At 35.4% G+C, this 18,308-nt stretch carries 37 protein-coding genes; all 37 read right to left on the bottom strand.

Annotated features, from left to right (window positions below):
• Positions 1–13 precede the first annotated feature (13 nt).
• The gene (locus tag ACH6EH_RS07290) at positions 14–175 is read right to left on the bottom strand and encodes a hypothetical protein (protein ID WP_397331774.1); all 162 of its coding nucleotides are present in this window, start codon (positions 173–175) and stop codon (positions 14–16) included.
• 12 nt (positions 176–187) lie between these two features.
• The gene (locus tag ACH6EH_RS07285) at positions 188–409 is read right to left on the bottom strand and encodes a hypothetical protein (protein ID WP_397331773.1); all 222 of its coding nucleotides are present in this window, start codon (positions 407–409) and stop codon (positions 188–190) included.
• Positions 410–490: 81 nt separating this feature from the next.
• A complete protein-coding gene (locus ACH6EH_RS07280; protein WP_397331772.1) occupies positions 491–1,378 on the bottom strand; it encodes an RNA ligase family protein in 888 nt (295 codons plus the stop codon).
• 51 nt (positions 1,379–1,429) lie between these two features.
• On the bottom strand, positions 1,430–1,720 hold the full coding sequence (locus ACH6EH_RS07275; RefSeq protein ID WP_397331771.1) for a hypothetical protein: 291 nt from the start codon (positions 1,718–1,720) through the stop codon (positions 1,430–1,432).
• A gap of 36 nt (positions 1,721–1,756) precedes the next feature.
• Entirely contained in the window at positions 1,757–2,026 is a 270-nt protein-coding gene (locus ACH6EH_RS07270) for a hypothetical protein (RefSeq protein ID WP_397331770.1), read from the bottom strand.
• A gap of 131 nt (positions 2,027–2,157) precedes the next feature.
• Entirely contained in the window at positions 2,158–2,460 is a 303-nt protein-coding gene (locus tag ACH6EH_RS07265; RefSeq protein WP_397331769.1) for a hypothetical protein, read from the bottom strand.
• A gap of 30 nt (positions 2,461–2,490) precedes the next feature.
• Entirely contained in the window at positions 2,491–2,868 is a 378-nt protein-coding gene (locus tag ACH6EH_RS07260; RefSeq protein ID WP_397331768.1) for a hypothetical protein, read from the bottom strand.
• A gap of 41 nt (positions 2,869–2,909) precedes the next feature.
• Positions 2,910–3,983: a DNA primase gene (locus tag ACH6EH_RS07255; RefSeq protein WP_397331767.1), complete on the bottom strand. Its 1,074-nt coding sequence runs from the start codon at positions 3,981–3,983 to the stop codon at positions 2,910–2,912.
• Positions 3,984–4,014: 31 nt separating this feature from the next.
• Entirely contained in the window at positions 4,015–5,454 is a 1,440-nt protein-coding gene (locus ACH6EH_RS07250; protein ID WP_397331766.1) for a replication protein, read from the bottom strand.
• Between the two features lie 84 nt (positions 5,455–5,538).
• Positions 5,539–6,120: a hypothetical protein gene (locus tag ACH6EH_RS07245; RefSeq protein WP_397331765.1), complete on the bottom strand. Its 582-nt coding sequence runs from the start codon at positions 6,118–6,120 to the stop codon at positions 5,539–5,541.
• A gap of 50 nt (positions 6,121–6,170) precedes the next feature.
• Positions 6,171–6,413 (bottom strand): DUF1653 domain-containing protein, encoded by a 243-nt coding sequence (locus tag ACH6EH_RS07240; protein WP_397331764.1) that lies wholly within the window; start codon positions 6,411–6,413, stop codon positions 6,171–6,173.
• Positions 6,414–6,545: 132 nt separating this feature from the next.
• Positions 6,546–6,869 carry a hypothetical protein gene (locus ACH6EH_RS07235; RefSeq protein WP_397331763.1) on the bottom strand — a complete coding sequence of 108 codons (324 nt, stop codon included), beginning with the start codon at positions 6,867–6,869 and terminating at the stop codon, positions 6,546–6,548.
• Positions 6,870–7,133: 264 nt separating this feature from the next.
• Positions 7,134–7,472, bottom strand: a complete 339-nt coding sequence (locus ACH6EH_RS07230; RefSeq protein WP_397331762.1) for a hypothetical protein — start codon at positions 7,470–7,472, stop codon at positions 7,134–7,136.
• Between the two features lie 43 nt (positions 7,473–7,515).
• Positions 7,516–7,743: a hypothetical protein gene (locus tag ACH6EH_RS07225; RefSeq protein WP_397331761.1), complete on the bottom strand. Its 228-nt coding sequence runs from the start codon at positions 7,741–7,743 to the stop codon at positions 7,516–7,518.
• A 281-nt stretch (positions 7,744–8,024) separates the two neighbouring features.
• Positions 8,025–8,405, bottom strand: a complete 381-nt coding sequence (locus ACH6EH_RS07220; RefSeq protein WP_397331760.1) for a hypothetical protein — start codon at positions 8,403–8,405, stop codon at positions 8,025–8,027.
• 35 nt (positions 8,406–8,440) lie between these two features.
• Positions 8,441–8,617, bottom strand: a complete 177-nt coding sequence (locus ACH6EH_RS07215) for a hypothetical protein (RefSeq protein WP_397331759.1) — start codon at positions 8,615–8,617, stop codon at positions 8,441–8,443.
• A 263-nt stretch (positions 8,618–8,880) separates the two neighbouring features.
• Entirely contained in the window at positions 8,881–9,177 is a 297-nt protein-coding gene (locus tag ACH6EH_RS07210; RefSeq protein WP_397331758.1) for a hypothetical protein, read from the bottom strand.
• Positions 9,178–9,408: 231 nt separating this feature from the next.
• Positions 9,409–9,753, bottom strand: a complete 345-nt coding sequence (locus tag ACH6EH_RS07205) for a DUF2513 domain-containing protein (RefSeq protein ID WP_397331757.1) — start codon at positions 9,751–9,753, stop codon at positions 9,409–9,411.
• Positions 9,754–9,830: 77 nt separating this feature from the next.
• A complete protein-coding gene (locus ACH6EH_RS07200; RefSeq protein WP_397331756.1) occupies positions 9,831–10,067 on the bottom strand; it encodes a hypothetical protein in 237 nt (78 codons plus the stop codon).
• Between the two features lie 120 nt (positions 10,068–10,187).
• Positions 10,188–10,565 carry a YhjD family protein gene (locus ACH6EH_RS07195; RefSeq protein WP_397331755.1) on the bottom strand — a complete coding sequence of 126 codons (378 nt, stop codon included), beginning with the start codon at positions 10,563–10,565 and terminating at the stop codon, positions 10,188–10,190.
• A gap of 111 nt (positions 10,566–10,676) precedes the next feature.
• A complete protein-coding gene (locus ACH6EH_RS07190; RefSeq protein ID WP_397331754.1) occupies positions 10,677–11,096 on the bottom strand; it encodes a GTP pyrophosphokinase in 420 nt (139 codons plus the stop codon).
• 255 nt (positions 11,097–11,351) lie between these two features.
• Entirely contained in the window at positions 11,352–11,711 is a 360-nt protein-coding gene (locus ACH6EH_RS07185) for a hypothetical protein (protein ID WP_397331753.1), read from the bottom strand.
• A gap of 49 nt (positions 11,712–11,760) precedes the next feature.
• Positions 11,761–11,922 (bottom strand): hypothetical protein, encoded by a 162-nt coding sequence (locus ACH6EH_RS07180; protein ID WP_397331752.1) that lies wholly within the window; start codon positions 11,920–11,922, stop codon positions 11,761–11,763.
• Complete coding sequence (locus ACH6EH_RS07175; RefSeq protein WP_397331751.1) at positions 11,923–12,486, bottom strand: hypothetical protein; 564 nt, start codon at positions 12,484–12,486, stop codon at positions 11,923–11,925.
• A gap of 63 nt (positions 12,487–12,549) precedes the next feature.
• Complete coding sequence (locus tag ACH6EH_RS07170; RefSeq protein ID WP_397331750.1) at positions 12,550–12,813, bottom strand: hypothetical protein; 264 nt, start codon at positions 12,811–12,813, stop codon at positions 12,550–12,552.
• A 19-nt stretch (positions 12,814–12,832) separates the two neighbouring features.
• Positions 12,833–13,138, bottom strand: coding sequence for a hypothetical protein (locus tag ACH6EH_RS07165; RefSeq protein WP_397331749.1), 306 nt, complete (start codon positions 13,136–13,138; stop codon positions 12,833–12,835).
• On the bottom strand, positions 13,131–13,358 hold the full coding sequence (locus ACH6EH_RS07160) for a hypothetical protein (RefSeq protein ID WP_397331748.1): 228 nt from the start codon (positions 13,356–13,358) through the stop codon (positions 13,131–13,133). The genes ACH6EH_RS07165 and ACH6EH_RS07160 overlap by 8 nt, the downstream gene beginning before the upstream one ends.
• 81 nt (positions 13,359–13,439) lie before the next feature.
• A complete protein-coding gene (locus tag ACH6EH_RS07155; protein ID WP_397331747.1) occupies positions 13,440–13,586 on the bottom strand; it encodes a hypothetical protein in 147 nt (48 codons plus the stop codon).
• Positions 13,587–13,859: 273 nt separating this feature from the next.
• Entirely contained in the window at positions 13,860–14,054 is a 195-nt protein-coding gene (locus ACH6EH_RS07150; protein WP_397331746.1) for a hypothetical protein, read from the bottom strand.
• A gap of 55 nt (positions 14,055–14,109) precedes the next feature.
• Positions 14,110–14,550, bottom strand: a complete 441-nt coding sequence (locus ACH6EH_RS07145; RefSeq protein ID WP_397331745.1) for a hypothetical protein — start codon at positions 14,548–14,550, stop codon at positions 14,110–14,112.
• Positions 14,551–14,603: 53 nt separating this feature from the next.
• Positions 14,604–14,969, bottom strand: a complete 366-nt coding sequence (locus ACH6EH_RS07140; RefSeq protein WP_397331744.1) for a hypothetical protein — start codon at positions 14,967–14,969, stop codon at positions 14,604–14,606.
• Positions 14,970–15,012: 43 nt separating this feature from the next.
• Complete coding sequence (locus ACH6EH_RS07135; RefSeq protein ID WP_397331743.1) at positions 15,013–15,405, bottom strand: hypothetical protein; 393 nt, start codon at positions 15,403–15,405, stop codon at positions 15,013–15,015.
• Between the two features lie 287 nt (positions 15,406–15,692).
• Complete coding sequence (locus tag ACH6EH_RS07130; protein ID WP_397331742.1) at positions 15,693–15,845, bottom strand: hypothetical protein; 153 nt, start codon at positions 15,843–15,845, stop codon at positions 15,693–15,695.
• Positions 15,846–15,948: 103 nt separating this feature from the next.
• Positions 15,949–16,461, bottom strand: coding sequence for a siphovirus Gp157 family protein (locus ACH6EH_RS07125; protein WP_397331741.1), 513 nt, complete (start codon positions 16,459–16,461; stop codon positions 15,949–15,951).
• A 1-nt stretch (position 16,462) separates the two neighbouring features.
• Positions 16,463–17,116 (bottom strand): HNH endonuclease, encoded by a 654-nt coding sequence (locus ACH6EH_RS07120; protein ID WP_397331740.1) that lies wholly within the window; start codon positions 17,114–17,116, stop codon positions 16,463–16,465.
• A gap of 31 nt (positions 17,117–17,147) precedes the next feature.
• The gene (locus ACH6EH_RS07115) at positions 17,148–17,426 is read right to left on the bottom strand and encodes a hypothetical protein (RefSeq protein ID WP_397331739.1); all 279 of its coding nucleotides are present in this window, start codon (positions 17,424–17,426) and stop codon (positions 17,148–17,150) included.
• A complete protein-coding gene (locus ACH6EH_RS07110; protein ID WP_397331738.1) occupies positions 17,416–18,297 on the bottom strand; it encodes a hypothetical protein in 882 nt (293 codons plus the stop codon). The genes ACH6EH_RS07115 and ACH6EH_RS07110 overlap by 11 nt, the downstream gene beginning before the upstream one ends.
• Positions 18,298–18,308 lie beyond the last annotated feature (11 nt).

The following is an 18,308-nucleotide window of genomic DNA, read 5'->3' as shown; positions in this document are numbered from 1 at the left end:
TTAAATTCTATGTTTACTCCCCCTCGTTGTACTTAACGATTCTTGCAGACTTAGACTTAAAATCCACTTCAACCTTCTCAGCATTGTGCTCAAGAGTTGCTAAATCAAGGCTGTCGTATTGGCAGTTTACATCCTGAAGGTATTTGCCTTGATCGTCATATAATTTCCAGTCCAAAAAGCAACCTCCTTAGTTTAAATATGCTGGCTTCACTTCGTATTCTATGTATCCATAAACTTGCATACTTGAAAGACCTTCTCTGGTAGGAACATAATCCTCTTCAGTCTTCCACTTGCTCTTACTGAGACTCGGAAACCAGTTAGTCATTACTGAGGCATCATATAATCCATCTTCTCTGAATACAACGGAGACTCCAACGTTTTTGTTAATGTCAATCCATTCTCTTTTCATTTTGACTACCTCCTAAAATTTGATAAAAGTATGTATTTATCATGTTTTGGTCTTCAAAAAACTCAGTGTTTATAAGGGTTTTTATGCAACCATTTTTTCTTGAATAATTGATTTGACTATTGAGGGAATCATTTTACCAATCACCTTACGAATTTCTTTTTCTTCATAGTTTTTAACAACTTCATACTCCTCTTTTACAATATCTTCATATAGTCGCACACCAAGATGTTTAAGAATTGTCCCCATGTCTTCAATACCAAATTGTTCATCAAGCAAACCTTCATCGACAAGTTTATAAATCATTTTTTCAACTCTGGCATTCGTTAGAACAGACTTTACAGCAGCTTTTTCCTCAGATGTAAAATTCGGATCTTTTGGAGCTTTCTGTTTTTGGACTTCTCTAAAAGAATCAGACACCAGTTTCACAAAAAGTTGTTTTCCATATTGATCCTGGTAACTGATATTCTTTACGACAATGCCTTCACCTTCGTTCACGCCAAGTCTCGTTTTACCAACAAAAGATTGAAGATGTTCAAACGAATTGTACTCACCTTCATAGAAAATAGGCACCAGGTTTAGATTTAAACGATTTGCTTCATCTTTTACTGCAGAGCAACTAACATATTCTTGAGTGTACTCATCGTACATATCGAACATATAAAATTGATTTGCATTGTTTCCGTAGTCAAGTTTATGTTTTACTAGCCATTCTCCATAATATATTGCACCATTTAGCAACTTGTTTACATCGAGTGTTTGTGTCCATTCATAAAAGCCGCGAAGATTGTTTTCTGGATTAAGCCGTGTGTTCCGAGAGAAAGCAATAATGACGTTACCTTCGCGTTTAAATGAAGCATTTGCTCCATCTAATTTCTCTTGAATTACAATATAGTCACCTTTATTAAGCACACCTGCAGTAGACTTATGCCCCAATCTAACTACGTCCATATATTTTTTCATTTCGCTCATTTATGTATCCCTTTCTATTTTTATTTTTAATGAAACTCTTCTTTCTTGGAATTATTGAATATTCAGCAGTTCGTCAATTTTATTTCTAAGTTCTAACAATTGATCTTCGTTAAAGTCCATTTGTGACAATTTAAACCTACCTATTTCGCTGCCTTCTCCATCCAATCTAATTGAAATTACGAATTTTCTTTCTTTGCGTCCATTAACTTTAAATTCGCTAATGAACATATTTTCTTGCTTATATGGGAATTCATTGGCTTTGGGGTTGATAATTCCTCGACCTTTATTTACTACTCGTAGTCTTGGCATACTGGCGCTTGTTTTTTCTAAAGTAAACTCCATTCTTCTTTACTCTCCTTCTATTGATCAAATTCAAATTTATTCAAATACATTTTCAATGTTCCCGGTAATGAGAACATCATCACTTTCCAGCCAACCTACAGCAAGCGTGGCTGGCCCTTCAACTACTTTTCCATTGCTGTCAACTAAATTTAATTTAATTGGTTGGTTCATTAATTCATCCAGTAATCCCAACTTTTTAAAGTAGTCAATTTCACCCAGCATATCCTCGTAAAGTTCTTTGAATGTAATTCCTTGATTTTCATCTTTGTTGCTCATAGAAATGTCATATGTTTGCGAATCACTCATCTATTATCTTTCCTCCTATATATTCTGATGAATTCCAACTTTTATTAAAACAATCAGAGAGGCTTAAGTATTGTCTGATCGGTGTGTTCGCCTCTCTTTGTGCCATCCCAATATGACACTATGTATTATGTTTATTTATAAAGTGTCGTCTTACAAACCATTAATGCTGTGTAATTCTCCTTACCCAGATCATCTACCACAAACATCTCCCCATTATCTGCGAAAACCAACTCATTGCCGTAATAACGATTGATTTCGTAGAGCCTCCCTTCCGTTAAATTGCAGCCCTGGAACCTCACCTTATCGACCCTTAGAAACCTCGCCTCATCTTTGTCGGTAGTTACCTGTAAAGATTCGGCTTCAATGACCCGATCAGACAATAACACCATTCCCCTCTTGTTGATAATTTTATTATAGTTGTTTAAATGATTCAAGTCAAGCACCATTTTACATTGTTTTTAAGTTTATTTTTCTGCTTCCTGGGTGTCGTTTACTCCTTCGATTGTGATTTTTAGTGTATCGAGTGTATATCTAATACCGTTGCAATATCCGGTACTATACTCGCCCCATGTTCCGGTAGTTTCATATTTATAACGTATTTCCTCATGAGCCAACTCTTCTACTGATTTTTCTGTTGTGTATCCATTGACCAGCGCAGAGAGTAGAGTGTCAAATGGGATACTACTCAAATCAAATCTATTTATTCCTGGAATATATACATCATCATAATACGCATCAATTATCGTAGCGTTCATTGCACCTTGCGTGCGTGCAGTTTCGATAGCATTAGCGACTTCTCGTGGAATAATCGGCAATTCTATAGTTTTGGTTTCATTGTTCATATATTTATTCCTCCATTCTCATGATAAAAACAAGATTTTACTTAGACTGGAACGCGGAATCTGTAGTTATTATACAGAGTTGAAAATGTATCTTGCCCCTTATCACATGGACTATCTCTGTCCTCGTATAAATGGTCTTTGTCCCATAGCGCATAGACACTTCTGGTTTTACCAAACTTAGCTGCTTGCTTCTTAATGTCATTGATAGTCTTGTCTTTATCCAGAGCAATAACGATCTGAATGTCAGCGCCAAGTTCCCTGATCATGTTGACCTGCCATTCACTCAAATCATCACCACTAATAGATACACAGTTCCGGCAATCCCATTGAGACAGCATCATTACTGTCTTTTCACCCTCAACAATAACGATTTCTTTCTTCTCAATGATGTAATATAAAGCCCGATGCCAATTGAATAATTCAATCATCTTATTGAAATTGTAAAGATATAAAAACTTGTAAACGTCACGTTGTTCATAATCATCATAGATGGTACGACCCTTAATGGATACAATGTCGCCGTAACGGTTATGTATTGGAAAAATGATACGCTGACTTCTTATGTCGAACCCAATCTGAAACTCTAATTGTGTCTCATATAATACACCTTCATCAATGTATTTTTGATGTGGAAGCATTACATATTGCTCTAGAACTGAATCGTCATAAGTTTGATTCTCCAGGTCAGATAGTTCACGCTTCCTTTTTCGCTGTTTCTTAACATCTTTAAGCCACTTAAGATGCTCCATTACTGGTGGTGCTGTATAAGACTGGTTAGTGTATTCTGTATATCCTAGAGTGTCACATATCCATCGTTTAGCCTTAAATAGATCCTTTTGTCTCTCTGATTCTGTGTGTTTGTCGTTTACTATGTATGACACCAGACCATAAATATCAATATCCGATTCTCCAAGTGTTCTGATTCTACTGGATAGACTCTCATTGAGATACACTTGAACCGATCTCTTGTTGGGCGAGTCAAACTTTTGTGGCAACTGAGCTTCATACCGATTGTTTTTCTTATCAATGTATGAGCACTCCATAGCCTCAAGTAAGACTCTTACTCCATCGTCCTCCAATATTCTTTTCTTGATTTTTTGCAAATCATTACTCATCTAAGCTCCCCCATAGGAGTTTCGTTAATTTCTAAAACATAGTATTTGATTTCTTACCAACCTGAGCATAAGATACTTCCTTGAAGCTGTTGATGCCATAGTTTACCTCATAGATAATTTGCTCCGATGTATCACCATTGCGGTTCTTCGCGACATAAAGGATCATGTATGTCTTGTCTGGGTCTAGTTGATATTCTTTTCTATGCCACTTATTATCAAAATCGCTTTTCTCCCAATTGTAGGCATGAATGGCTTCTTTTTTACCTGGCATTTCATCTGCATACAAAAGTCTACCCATTAGAACTACAGATGCTACCTCAACAATCTCAAGTGATTTGCCAATTGCGCTCAAGTCAAGATATCGAAATTCTTTACCTATCTTCAATTGTACAGTGGCAAGCATCCCCATGTTATTTGCTTCAGGTTTAATACAGTCAAAAATTGACTGAGCTGCACTACTAAATGCTTCCCATCTAGCTGCTTCTTTTGCTGAATTATCTGGTTTAAATGTATCCAGCAAGCCGTATTGATAATTCAAAGGTCTCATCATTGTAATGCGACTCAATACATCTTCGACTCTGTATTTCTTTAAGTCATAAAACTTCACTAAATCTCTAGGAAGTTGCCAGATCCAATCTCTTGCTGCCTTCAGTTTTTCTAGTGTTGCTTCATCGAATTGCCCCTCTGACATTTTTTCTCTGTTAATTGGCTTGTTTAACTTCTTAGATGATACGGTTGCCAACAATAGATTGCGACTCTTCCAGACATTTTCCTCGTTGGTGAACATAAGTCCTTTTTGCTGATTCTCGTATAAAGAAAGTACAAACTTTTCCATAGCTATAGAGGACTTACCAACTCCTGAACTCAATACAAGGTAGATTAATTCACCTCTTCGCCAACCCTTTATCTTTTTGTTTAATCTCGGTGAGTCGTGAAGAGGCAAGCCCATTGCTTCACCTTGATTCATCTTTTCAATGGCTTTGTCTAGATCATCAGATAGATTATACTCAACCACTTCTCCACAATTGATATGTGAGAAGATGTTGCTGGTTTTAAACTGAAAGAATGATTGCATTTGTTTAAGAGTCATCTTGGTAAGTTTTGTGATTAAGGCTTTATTGGTGACATCAATTAAACTTTCTGCTTGAAATTTTCTTAAACTCTCATACTTTTGAATTTCGGAAAAATGATATTCATCATTACTCTTATCTTTTTGGCATTCCTCAATAATTTCTTCAATTGAATTGTACCCACCGTACTCGTTATAGTAGTCAAAGTATGACTTTCTTCCGACTTCCTTTGGTCTTGAGTCGATGAATGAGTATGTCGTCTTGTCATCAAAATTTCTGACACCATTCACATACATCTCAGATCCGATATAATAGAAAAACCACCAAATTGGTTCGGTAAATGTATCTTTAGATATTTCATGGTTTGCATACTTTTCATATAATGACGGTTTACTCCACAAATAACCAATAAGAAGAGACTCATGAATCTTGGATGGATGAACAAATTCATCTATGTATTTAATGTTAGTAATAATATCTTCCCCCTAAAGAAAACTTGATATATCCATATCATCTTTAATTATTTTCACTTCTTTAATCTCTGGTTCAGTAATTTGCATATCCAGAGTTGTTGTTTTTAATTTAGCTGATTCCCGTTCTTTTCTTAATTTTCTGTTTTCATTGGCTTCATTAAGTTTGTTTATCATGATACCCATACAATAATAAATACTTCTGGTGTCATTGCTATTGTCTAGTTTATTGGTGATACACCACTTAATACTGTCTTCAGCCAGTTTATAAGCTTCTAGCATAAGATCAAAGCCAGGGCCTGTCTTCCATTGTCTCTCTTTTTCACCATTTTTATATGTATAACCTGCTCGTAGATCCTGGAAGCGAACAATATTGGCTGTTGGAAGCACTACTAAATCATGAAGTTTTATCACATACTGATATAGTGCATCCCATTGTTCATTCTCTCTGCGTGTTACCTCTCTTTCTTTTAAAAGTCCGTTGTGACAATCGCCTTTATGGTAATATCTTTTTTCTTTCTCATCATATATCATATCTTCCCTTTGCCCACGTTCTCCGCAGACTGGACACTTTACTGGTCTCGCCAGTACAATCACCTCCTTATAAAATGAATCTGTTATTCTAACGCTTAATGCTCATCGTCTCGCTAAATGCTATCTAGGCGGTCACTGAAATAACTCTTGGCCTCTTTATAAGGCTCGAAACGTCTTGTGCCATCCTCCAGATAACCGAAGAACATTGCGGCTGGTCTAGCCCATCTGTAGCCTGTTCCATCCTCATAGATCACCATTCCTTCTTGCGTCTCCGTGTGATAGGCAAGTGGGACAACTGTATAAATGCCGCCTTTGTAGTGTTTAAATTTGTCTCCGTAGTTTACTGCGTAATTCATACTTCCTCCTACATAATTAATTTTAATATATTTATTTATAAAAGTCAATTCCGTATGTACAATTAGAATAAAATCATCCTTTTATCATCTTTTTACCTTCAAAAAGTCCTTATTTTTCAACGTTTTTTGGCACTACTTAATCAAATAATCAGTATGCTTAACAAGCCATGTTTCTTTGTTGTCAAGAGAAGACGCTTCTACACCTAAACTCCCGTCTTCTTCCTCACTAAACCAATACCACTCTGTAACAATGCATTCTTGACCGATTTCAAATTCATGACTGTTTGTCTTTGCCCGAATAATAATATGTTGACCCGGTTTAGCATATATGAAGTTATTATTCAATCTCCGAATCTCATCAATACACTCCTGCAAAATGCTCTGAACAACTGCCTTATCGATCGTTGGATTGTTGATAATATTCTTCTCAATTTCATCTAATCTTTCTAGATTCACTGAACGCTCCCCTTTCATGATCAAAAACTTTTACTTGAATGTGATTACATCGCAAATTTCTTCAGTTTTTGAGACTATCTTAGTATTCTCATCAAAGCGATATATTTTTTGCAGTTTTCTTTCTCTTATTGCTTGCTGCCCCTGTGACTCATGCAATTTAATCACATCATTCAATGTCAACTCATTGCCTTCGTAATCGTGCGTTCCATCTTTAGAGACCACATGCATTCCATTACACCTTCATTTTCTAGTAAAAGTAAATTTTTACTGAATATCACACAAATCTTCTTCGCGTGTAACTATCATTTTTGTCTTTAATTTCCCTTGTTTAACAATAAGCTCATCTGACATTAGGGGATATTTGCCATATAAATTCTCTTCACATATATCATACGTTACTTCAACAACCTTAAACGAATATAAGTCACAAAGAGACCGAACAATTTGATCTTGAGATGGCCCATATTCAGGATCAATCTTATCAATATTTTGAATTGCAGCATTATACATGGCGCAGAATTCTTCTTTTGTAAATTCCTTTTTGTGATAAATTAATGTTATTTTAGTCGGATACTCTCCTTCGCTTACTGAGTAAAAATACATTTATATTGCCCCCACTTCTCCATGAAAGGAAAATTTGATCGTATTATTGCATATGATCTTCCTCAACATCAATATCGAGATACCAGTCTACATCTCCCTTTAACCCTCCGTAAAATTGCTCAACTTTAGCCATGTAGAGTTTCCCATCATGGATATTCACATCATCTAACTCTTTCTCTTTGATCCTGTCAAATATGATTTTCGCCTCTGCTTCACTTGAGCAATCAAAGACGCTTGGATAATACTTTTGCTTATAAACAACTATCCACATCTATCATTTCTCCTTCCTTAACTTCTAAGCATTCGATTCAATTCTTCAGGTGTATACGTCACACCAGTTTTATCATACACTGGCCCGTATTCATAATATCCCCTATAAATAACCTCATGTAGCATTTCATGCTCAAACTTACACATTATCTCGACACTCTCATTTTTAACTGTGAATACATCACCATTTTCCAAATACCATACTCTGACAGCATTCTTGGGTAACTTTACTCGTTCAAAAATCACAATAATCACCTCTTTCATTACGAAATGTGCGATTTATTAAATATGGCTTACTCTCAAATCATGCTTCTCGATAAACTTATGTACAGCCATATCCCAGTCATAACCAAAGCTATTCTTGAGTTCACACACCTTATCGCATTCTTCCTTTGATTCATATACATCCCATGGAAAATAAGTTCTATAATTCTTGTCTGTGTATAATGCAGTCACGTTATTATTGTTCTTTGACGATCTGATATGCTCTTCGTAGGAATAAATACCGTCAGAAATTGGAGTCCAAGACCATTGAGACACCCAATAACTTTTATCTAGCTCAACCTCTTTTGTTTGTTTGGAAAGTTCCTCTAATACAGATAGTGCAGCCTCCTCGTTTCTAACGGTTTGAGAATCAACCAACTTTATAAATAGTTCCAACATTTAAAATCTCCATTCTTAATAAAATATTTGATTTATCAATTTTTAGCCTTGAATACCAATTCAGAAATCGCATATTTATCATTGTTATATGGATGATCTTCCCCTAAAGCAGTTAGTGCAGCTTCAACATACCATGCGCCTTTGGAAATAGAATTTGCTACAATGAACTCAAGTGCTTCGCGATATCTAATTTTCTCCGATTCTTCTCTCATTGTTTAGCTCCTCTCATAATAGAGAAATATTCATTAAGATTTATCCATCCACTCATAAAAACGATTTATGTAACAACTATATACAATATTTTCCTCGTCTGTATCCACAGTATATATAATTGCATTATCTCTTACTGAGATATTTTTGATGCGTCTTACGTGTTCGCCATTTGAGTATAAGCCACCCTCAACTAAGTCAAAAGGTAATGTTCTCAATTTCTCCAATTTGCCACCTCTACTTTCTTAGAAAGTCATATTTCATCTTAATTTTCAATCTCATCTAAATGACTCTGTATATCGCCTGCAAACGAATCGAAGTCTTGAAATCCTCTTCCTCTCATTTCAATCCGAACAAACTCCTCATCATCTTTATCTAGTTGAGCATACGCTGTAGCGATCTTTTGAAAAGCACTCCGATTGCCTTCTTCATTATCTATTAATTTGCTTACTACTTCATCCTTCACCAATGCTTCTACCTGGCAAGCAGCATTCCAAAGAATTGTATTTGTTTCAGCTAATAATTCAGCAATCCTTTTTGCTTCCTCTTTATTAATTCTCATCTTTTCTATCAAGCTCCTTTCTCAGTAAAAGATTCGTTTAATCAATCCAGTTTAATTTTCGCTCCGCAATTTGGACATTCGTCTTTCTCTGTAATATACTTCATCGCTTTAAAATTATAATCTTTCTTGCACTTCCAGCAGGTATAAAACAAATCCCCCAACACATCCTTAAGTTTGACCTTCAAAAATTTTTCCCTCCTTTCTAAATTTACAATTATTGAACTAATTTCATCATCCCATAAAATATGACTGAGAAGCTTTTACAAGCAATCCTTTAATAATTTCATACGGCAAATCAAATAATTTACTTCCCTTCTCTTTAGCCATTGTTTTGGCTTGTGCCAACACCCCGTCATTTTTAACTGCATCTAAGAATTCATGTCCATCCCACGTCAAACCGCTTATGTAATATGTGGGAATGGCTTCAATGTACTTTGATGTTGCTACAACTAAACCATGATCTACTGCAAGGCCAACATTGTATTGAACGAGCTTAAAATCTCTACCTTCTATATTCATAATAAACGGATGTTCTTTCGACTCAATTTCCTTCAGAATTTCCACAATAAGCTCCATATCTCTTTGCAATTAATATCACCCCTTCCCCGTGAAAGTATTTTGATCAACAATTGACCTGCTTCAATTGATTTCTCTTATTTTTCTTTCCAGTACCATCTTTCTTCGCCATCAGGTTTCGTGAAAAAATGTTGAACATATTTTTCTTTGCAGCTTGGGCAATTCATAATCACTTCTTCTCTCCAATTGTTCCAATCATCATTTTCCGAAATCTCTCTGTAAGTTCCTTTCTTGCAAGGACAAGGATATTCTCTATCGCTCATAACTTCCCAAGACATTGAATCTACCTCCAGATTATAAAATTGTTCTTTCATCTTATTCGACTTCCTGCTAAAATTACCCTGCTTATGTATCTGTTTTCAGTATACACCATCATCCTGCACATGTAAATAGTTTAAATATGTTTATTTATTATTCCTTACTGTAATATTCCCTTAATCATATTCCACCTTGCTCAGATCCACATCTAGCATAGCAGCTACTTTCACTTCGCATTCACTTTTGATATTCATCCACAACAAAGTCATCTCGTGCTGATAGCCCCGGCACAGATATTTACCTGTAATACCTTCATCAGTACGACTCTCCTCGAACACTTTGATACCCAAGCGCTTCATTTCTTGTTTTACGTTATAGTATTCCAGGTTGACCTTATTCCTCAAGTTAATCAGATGCCCCACGAAAACCTCAGATAACTTGAAATTATGTAGCTTGATCAGTTTCAGATTGCGTTCAATAATCTCCAAGGTCACTGGTAGCACCAAATAGCTTTTTACTAGCCGTATGTCTTCAACGTTTTGCAGTTTACCCATATTCCACCTCTATCAAATAAGAACATTTGTTTGTATATATTATATACCGAACAAATGCTCTTTATGCAAGTGGTAATTATTTAATCTGATTTGTTCCATAGAACCAATTTCTCATCCTAATAACAACCTCAGTGCCTTATTGTATTTCTTCTGCCGATCATAATCCTCCTTAGTCGGCTCAACAATTCTGCTCAAACTTAAGTTGTCATAAATATCTTGAGTCTTAACTTTTCGAGCCAATGGATTCTGCTTGCAGCGTTCAATAAATTGCATGTAACTCTCATTTTCTCTCCTAGTCAAAGCCTCAATCGCCTCACACACCTCAGATGATAATCCTATCTTAGCAAGATATTTAATCGTCACATTTGAATCCTCAATGACATCATGCAAGACTGCTACAATACGCTCATCTTCTGTATCCATTTGCATCATAACTCTGAGTGGATGCAAAATATACGGCAGGCCGCCCTTATCTACCTGTCCATAATGAGTGCTTGTCGCCAAAACAATCGCATTTTCTAATTGGTTCATATATATATTCCTTTCTATGTAAAGAGTTTACTTTTCAACAATCTTTCTCGAATCCTATACATTCTTTGATCTCATCTTCATCAAAAAATCGCTCTATAACCTCACTTATATTTGAATAACATCGCTCAGCACATTCATAATCATCCTCTGCCACATTGCATTCGTGCTCAAAATGCTTGCAGTTCCAGCAGATTCCACCTGAGTTAACTTTCAATTGTTTACTCCCCTCTCTATGAATTGTTCATTTGATCCGAACTACAACGTTCTTCCACACACAGGGCAAAAATTTATTTTTACGCCGTATAACGAATGTGGAGCACTCCCACCAACTATGCTATCCTCTAAATAATTACATCTGTTAATAAACACACTATAATCACTTGTTTGACTACACATTAAAGGTTCCCTATCAACCAATGGCATACCGGTGCAATGTCTACAGCATTCTATTGTTTTTTTGTCTTCAATAAATTTCAAAACATCTTCAATTGCCTGAATTCTGCCCTCTGCTCTAAGTGAATCCTCTGGCAGAATGTGATGATAGATTAAGATGTCAATTACTTCTTTGGCTCGCTTTCTATAATCATTTGACCAAACTATTAAGTTATCAATCATACAATCCTCCACTTCTCCTTAAAATATGTACTTCATTATAATATGCATCTTAAATATCACCAGCACGGTATTTTGCTAGACGGAGAATGGCTTCATATTGTACTTTTGCCATTCTTCTGATATACGAAGGCTCGCATCTATCATTAACTATATCTGCCAAACGTTGAAGCTCCTGAAACTCCTTTACAGTAACGCTTATTTTATTTTTCAATCATTGCTTGCCCCCATCTTTCCATTCAATTTTATTCGTATCCCAGTTATGTTTAACTCGTTTGAAGCCCATCTTATCAATTACATAAGTATAATATGGTTTGTATCCATAGTTATCCGTCCTGATGACCTTGTTCAAGTAAGAGAATGTATCTGATGGATGTTTATAATAACTAGCCTCTAGAAAATATCGTTCACCATACATATCTCCACCTAAAATACGAACAAGAAGATCTACATATTTGTTTTCTTGTTGAGGTATCCATACATGACACCATATATGGAAGCTACCATCTTTATCCGTCTTCATCTTATCGAATATGTATAAGCAACTATCTTTAACCTCAAAGGTATATCGATTTTCATGTTGATAATGTTGATACCTGGCTGGCATTTTATATTCCGCGCCGTTAATATTTACTATTTCCAAATTGGAGTTTAGTCTTCTTTCCTCATCATCAATTTTCTTTTTAAGCCTTTTCATCTCTTCGTGAATGCCTCTTCTGGCAATGGGTGAAGACGTATTATTGTAATCTACTTTAACTTGTTCATACTGCTGCTTCATTAATGTTAAACTCAAATATAACACCTCGCTTTTTTTATTAATTTTAATAATGCGTATTCATATCTACTCATCTTTCATTGCCGCAATTGTCTCAATTTGAGCTCGTTCGCTCATTTCACTAAAAGGAATTGCTGCACTAACCTTGTTTGAAGCCTTTCTGTACTTTTTTACTTCATACATCAATCGACAAATTAACATATCATCGTCATCAGGCCTTGCAGGAACACATAGCCTTCCCTTGCCATTAATGAATCTTTGTAATGCCGCATGAACTTCGTCTAAGTCTACAGGCTGTTTATATTGTTCATTGAACTCTTCCTGATTCATTTTATACACCTCACTATTGTTATTTATTTGGATCAATCAATTGAACTTTATCTGCATCCTCTGGATTCCAATTGCAACAAGTGTCACAACTTGCTCCATGTTCCTTAGAGCTACATCTATAATATTCGTAATTAATAGGACACTCTGCACGATAACCTGTTGTTTCGGACAATGCAAAATTATAGACTCCGAAACCAGTCATATAAGGATCTTGTTCAACTTTATATACAATGCTTCTATCGGTTATGTATCTGATGACATCTTCTTTCTTCACATCCTTACCTTCAATCGATAACCAGCAATTGTGTACTAACTTTTCAATCATTATTTGCTTCCTCCATATCACTGAGTTCACAACAGGAACCAACGTAAGCATCGAAGTTCCGCACAAACCTTTCCTCTGCATCTGTTAATTCTTCGTCTTCTTCTAATCTATCATGTAGCTCATTGGCTAAATCAAAAAGTGAATTCATCATTGAATCAAGACATCGATAGTTGTAATCTTCTTTCTCTTTCATTAGCATCTCTGTCTGTTCTTTGTTCATTTCTTAATCTCCCTTATACTCTTATTTTCTCTCATTTACTCTGTTTTTCTCACTACAAAACCAGATGAAACGTGCCTTTTACTAAGTATTATTCTTAATTATTTCACGATACTCTGCCATGATTTCTTCGGCATTTTCAAAAAAATTAATCGAATCGGTTTCAAACAAATCAATGATCAGTTGTTCTCTTGATGTTTTTTCAAAATAATCATCAATTTGCTTGCTCATCTTTTTTTCGTCTAATTCCACTCTTTTCATCCCCTTTTGTGTTTTCTCTTAAAGTAGACCTTAATCACATCTTACCGACTTAATAAATGCTGCCTCTTGCACTCATACTCTCTTATGCCATCACTGCTTACGCAATAACACCATTCAGACCCATCCTTCTCGTATACAGCCTTTAATATCACAATGTCAGAGGTATTCTTATATTGGTATTTATAGATGCTGCCTAAAAATAACTTATCTCTGTTCCTCATTTTGCTCTACCTTTCTTGGTCATTACCGTTCTTCAAACCAGTGCCTCTTTCCATACTTATTCAATACAATGGCTATTGCAGCCGCAATACTTGGAACACACATTAACCACCATGGATTAATAGGAAATGATAGCTCTGAATTGATCATCATAAGCAACTCAAAAAACATCAGAATAAAAAAGATAATTGAATTCATTTGCATCCATACTTTTAACATTGACCCCTACTCCTTATTTGTTTTACAAATTTTAATTAAAATCCCTTATATCCCATTAATCCCACCAGCCTTTAGATTTGTTGGCGATAATGTCAAAGGATCTTTTCATATCGCTGGTCTCCTGTATCTCAGCAGCATTCATTGATTGTAACCAAGCCTCATAGTTACCATCGCTCCTGTCTATGTTCAACTTATTATTATCAAGATGTATGAATTCTCTCGTATCGAAGTCAACTTTACTTGTGTGAGTTGAATTGATTTTGTTGTACAGTAGGTCTTTAGCTTCTTTAATCTCATCGGCAACGCTGATTGCTTCGGCAGTAAAGGTATTGTCACTTCTGAAGAACTCTTCCATGTGTTCGAGTTTCTTATGTACAATTATGTATAAGTATTCCTGATCCCAATCTCTGTCGCTCCAAATAATCGGGAGCCATTTGATTAGGTTGGACACTCCATCTTTAATCGAATAATATCTGTCTCTGATGACTTTGAACATGTAGGTATCTCCTTTAGTATTTTTATTTTAATGAAACAACCCTTTTATTGTTATTAAGATTCTAATTCATTAACCCTAACCGCACCCCATGTTTCTTCATCTTCTATAGTAGCATCTCTAACATACTCAGCTTGAACATGAGAGCATAAACAGTCACCTTCTTCTTTTTTAATCATGTCAATAAGGTTATCAGCACACCAAGAACCTTCGTTATATCTAAATTCAATATCCTCGGGCTTCCAAAACTCAGGCACATCAACCACCATTCTAATAGTGAAGTCCATTACAGCAGTCTTTATTCTTATTACACATTCAGTTTTATGTAATTCTCCAATCATACTATTGCAATAAAAACAGCGATCTGGTTTACCTGCAGATCTTGCAGCATACTCTGTTACAAACCAATTATCTCTTTTCATTTCATAATCCTCCCATTGGTATCTTAATCAAAGAACTCTTTCATCAACCAAAATACAAGTCTTCTAATCCACATTGCGCATATATTTCTTCAATCTTTTCTCTGATATCTATGTATTTAATGTTTAACTCCTGAATAAGCCCCTCTCTTTCAAGTGCTTCATCAACATAACTTTTTAAAATCACAATATCTTTCCATGCCTTGAGTTTTCTAAAATCTTCATAATTATGAGCGGCTATAAAGCCTTCATAATCATAGGCTATTTTGTGACCATACTTATTTACGATGCCTTCCATCTTACCAAACCATTTCTTTTGAGTGCTACCTAATTCCCACAGTTTATCTTTTAATTGCTGATGTTCAATTTCAAGCTGTATATACTCCTCTTGTTTCCCTGCCATAATAATTTCATACGACACACTAATGTTGCTACTCATAGTTACCTCCTATGTATTTTAATTTTTTAAATCTACCCCCACAAGGGATTAATCAATTCTCCATTACGCTTGACCAATCTGCTAATGTTTGAGTCAAAGTGATAATTATTTGCCTTATATGCAAAATTTGAAGCAAAGCAATTATCTATAGTCCCATCTTCGTTGATACGATAAACGTATGATACATCTCCGTAAGGACTGTTCTGCAATCCTTCTTCAACAAATATGTCACCAAGCATAACTTTCTGACCGTCACAATATGTAAGTGTGCTGTTCTCTTCAAGTAATTAATCTGACATTAACCAACCTATAAAACTGCTTTTACCTGAATCATCATAGCTAGCAACATACTCGCCTGGATTATTCGGGTCTTCCTCTAACTTGATTCCAAACTCCTTTGCTTGTTCGATGTCTCTTTCTTTATTAAACTGTGATTTCATTGTGTTCTCCCATACCTGTTCTGTCTCCTTATAATAAAATGATGGCTAACAACTCCACTAAAGTCATTATACCACCATTTAATTTGTTTGTATATGTTTATTTTTATGAGATAACTAAGTGTTTCTTATCTGTGATAAGCTGTACTCCATCAATTTTCTCACCGTTTTTAACTGCAGCAAGAATGCCTTTGGAATCAATCTTTGGATCTTGAGCAATTTTATATGTATCAGGAATCAAAGTAGCGTCAATTACATTAAGTGAAGGATTGCTCTTTTGCAGTCTAACTTTAAATAGTCCAGCATTGACAGTGTTTTTATCACTGGATTCAAGCATCGTCTTCATATAATTCTTAATGTTGTCGTGCTTGTTCTGTAATGCTTTACGCTTCTTAGTCAACCGTTCCTCTTCATCCTTGAGAGCTTTAATGTCCGAGTCGATATTTTTTAGTAGCTTGACAATATTTTCTGTTTTCACTGAAATCTCATCTTCAATAGATTCAAGAGTTTCAATATACATTTGCATATCATCTTCCGTTAAGCCCTCATTGTCCCACACATCGTCAATAAACTGATTAAACGCTCTGTACTTTTCTGTTAATGTATATAACTTTGCCACTTTACTCGCCCCATTTCTGTAATTTGAGTCTATTTGATGAAAATTTGTTTTGAGTGATATATGAATTTCTCGATTCAAGAGCTTCTTTTTCGGTTTCATATCTACCAAGATAAACCTGTGAAACTCTTGCCTCCCATTTTCCATGTGCAAAAACGATTCCTGTATACTTAGATGTTTTACTAATTCGAACCCTAAATTGTTCGAAGTCTACACATTCACATTTATTTAGGGAAGCATACTTGCCGAATAATATCTTTGCATAAAAATTATAGGCATTGGCTGCAGCTACTTCTGTCAAAAATGTTCCAATATATATTTCTTTTTTATTATTATTTATTCTTGCATAGTACCTTTCCTCCCCTCTTTTTTTAACACCCTTGTATATCGATGATATATTATTTAATTTATGTCGGTTCATGTTGTTTTGTCCAATTGTAACCGTCCTAAGATTTTCTTTTCTGTTATCTAACTTGTCGCCATTAACATGGTCTGTGAGCATTTTTTCAGGAGTTTTATTTACTTCTCTATGCATGTAAATCATTTTTTGTTTCTTATTAGTCATTTTCCCTCTATATGCATATCCCTTACATTTGTCATATGTCCATTTCCACTGATTCAAAAAGTTGTAATCCTCATCATCAACGATAGTAGTCATATTGTTATTTAATACGATCTCTTTACTTATTTTAATTACTCTCCTCTATAAGTTTCTTAGGAACCCACTTCATCACTTTTACCTCTTTTAACTCAACCTCTACACAATCCACTTCGTCCTCGTTATCCCACGGAGATTCCTCTTGCATCTCTGTAGCACCTTCCGAATAATGTGTCTGATAAAACTTTCCATCATGTTCAAAAACAATCTTATGGTGAATACTCCAGCGTGAAGTATCGGTAATCTCATTGACCATTGCAGTATAGGGCAGGTCTAATTCGTTCACTAGGAAACTTTTCTTAAATTTCATCTTCAATCACTCCATATCCTTTGCAATGTACACACTCGACAAGAGGCTTGTTGATAGCCTGCATCAACTCATCTAAATAAATCTGTATATTTTTCTTTAAATCGTCTTCATTCTTTCCTTCAAAAGGCTCAATAACTGGGTATCCATCGTATCTTTTTGGAGCAACCTCAAACGCCTTCACAGTTCTTGACCTGTTGTATCGTGTCTCGTATTTCGGCTTTCTCTTCTCAATGTTAACTTGATATGAGATAGGTTCATGCGAGATTTCCTTGCTTACCGAAAAACAAAAATCATAATCGCTTGTTACTTTGGCCCACTTTGGATCAATATTCTGTCTAACATACTTCCTTACAATCTCATAGCTTTCTTGTCTGGTCAGTTTGCACGGCTTAGTTGTTAACAAAATGGGATGAGTAGTGATTCGATCAAGGATAGAATGCTGCAATTGATAATCACTGCGTACAACTTCAAAATCTTCAAGTTCTGCAATTACGCTTAATTCAAATGCTACATTTTCAAGTTTAGGTTCTGTTAGATCAAACTTGCGTTCATATAGCCCATATACCGATTCATACTGACCAGTGTCTTCATCGAAATCAGAGTGCTTCAACACCCTTGGAAGCCCTGTATGATAGTGCGCAGGCTTCAGTTCGTATCTTACATTGATTTGTTCTGCAGGTAATTCCTGTTGAATTACAACAGGCACACAGGCAATCTCAAACCAATCATTTTTATATGTATTAGTGGGCTTCACACCATCGAAAATTAGACTCTTGATCTTCGTGTAAAAATAAGATGAATTTTCAACGTTGTCTGAAATATACACCTTATCCTTTGTTTGAATAGCGATTAGTTTTATCGGTTGATTCAAATTATCAACTC

The sequence above is a fragment of the Paenibacillus sp. JSM ZJ436 genome, assembly GCF_044383795.1.
Classification (GTDB): Bacteria; Bacillota; Bacilli; order Paenibacillales; family Paenibacillaceae; genus Paenibacillus_AQ; species Paenibacillus_AQ algicola.
The sequence above is the reverse complement of the archived record's forward strand: the minus strand, read 5'-3'. Positions and strand labels throughout refer to the sequence as shown.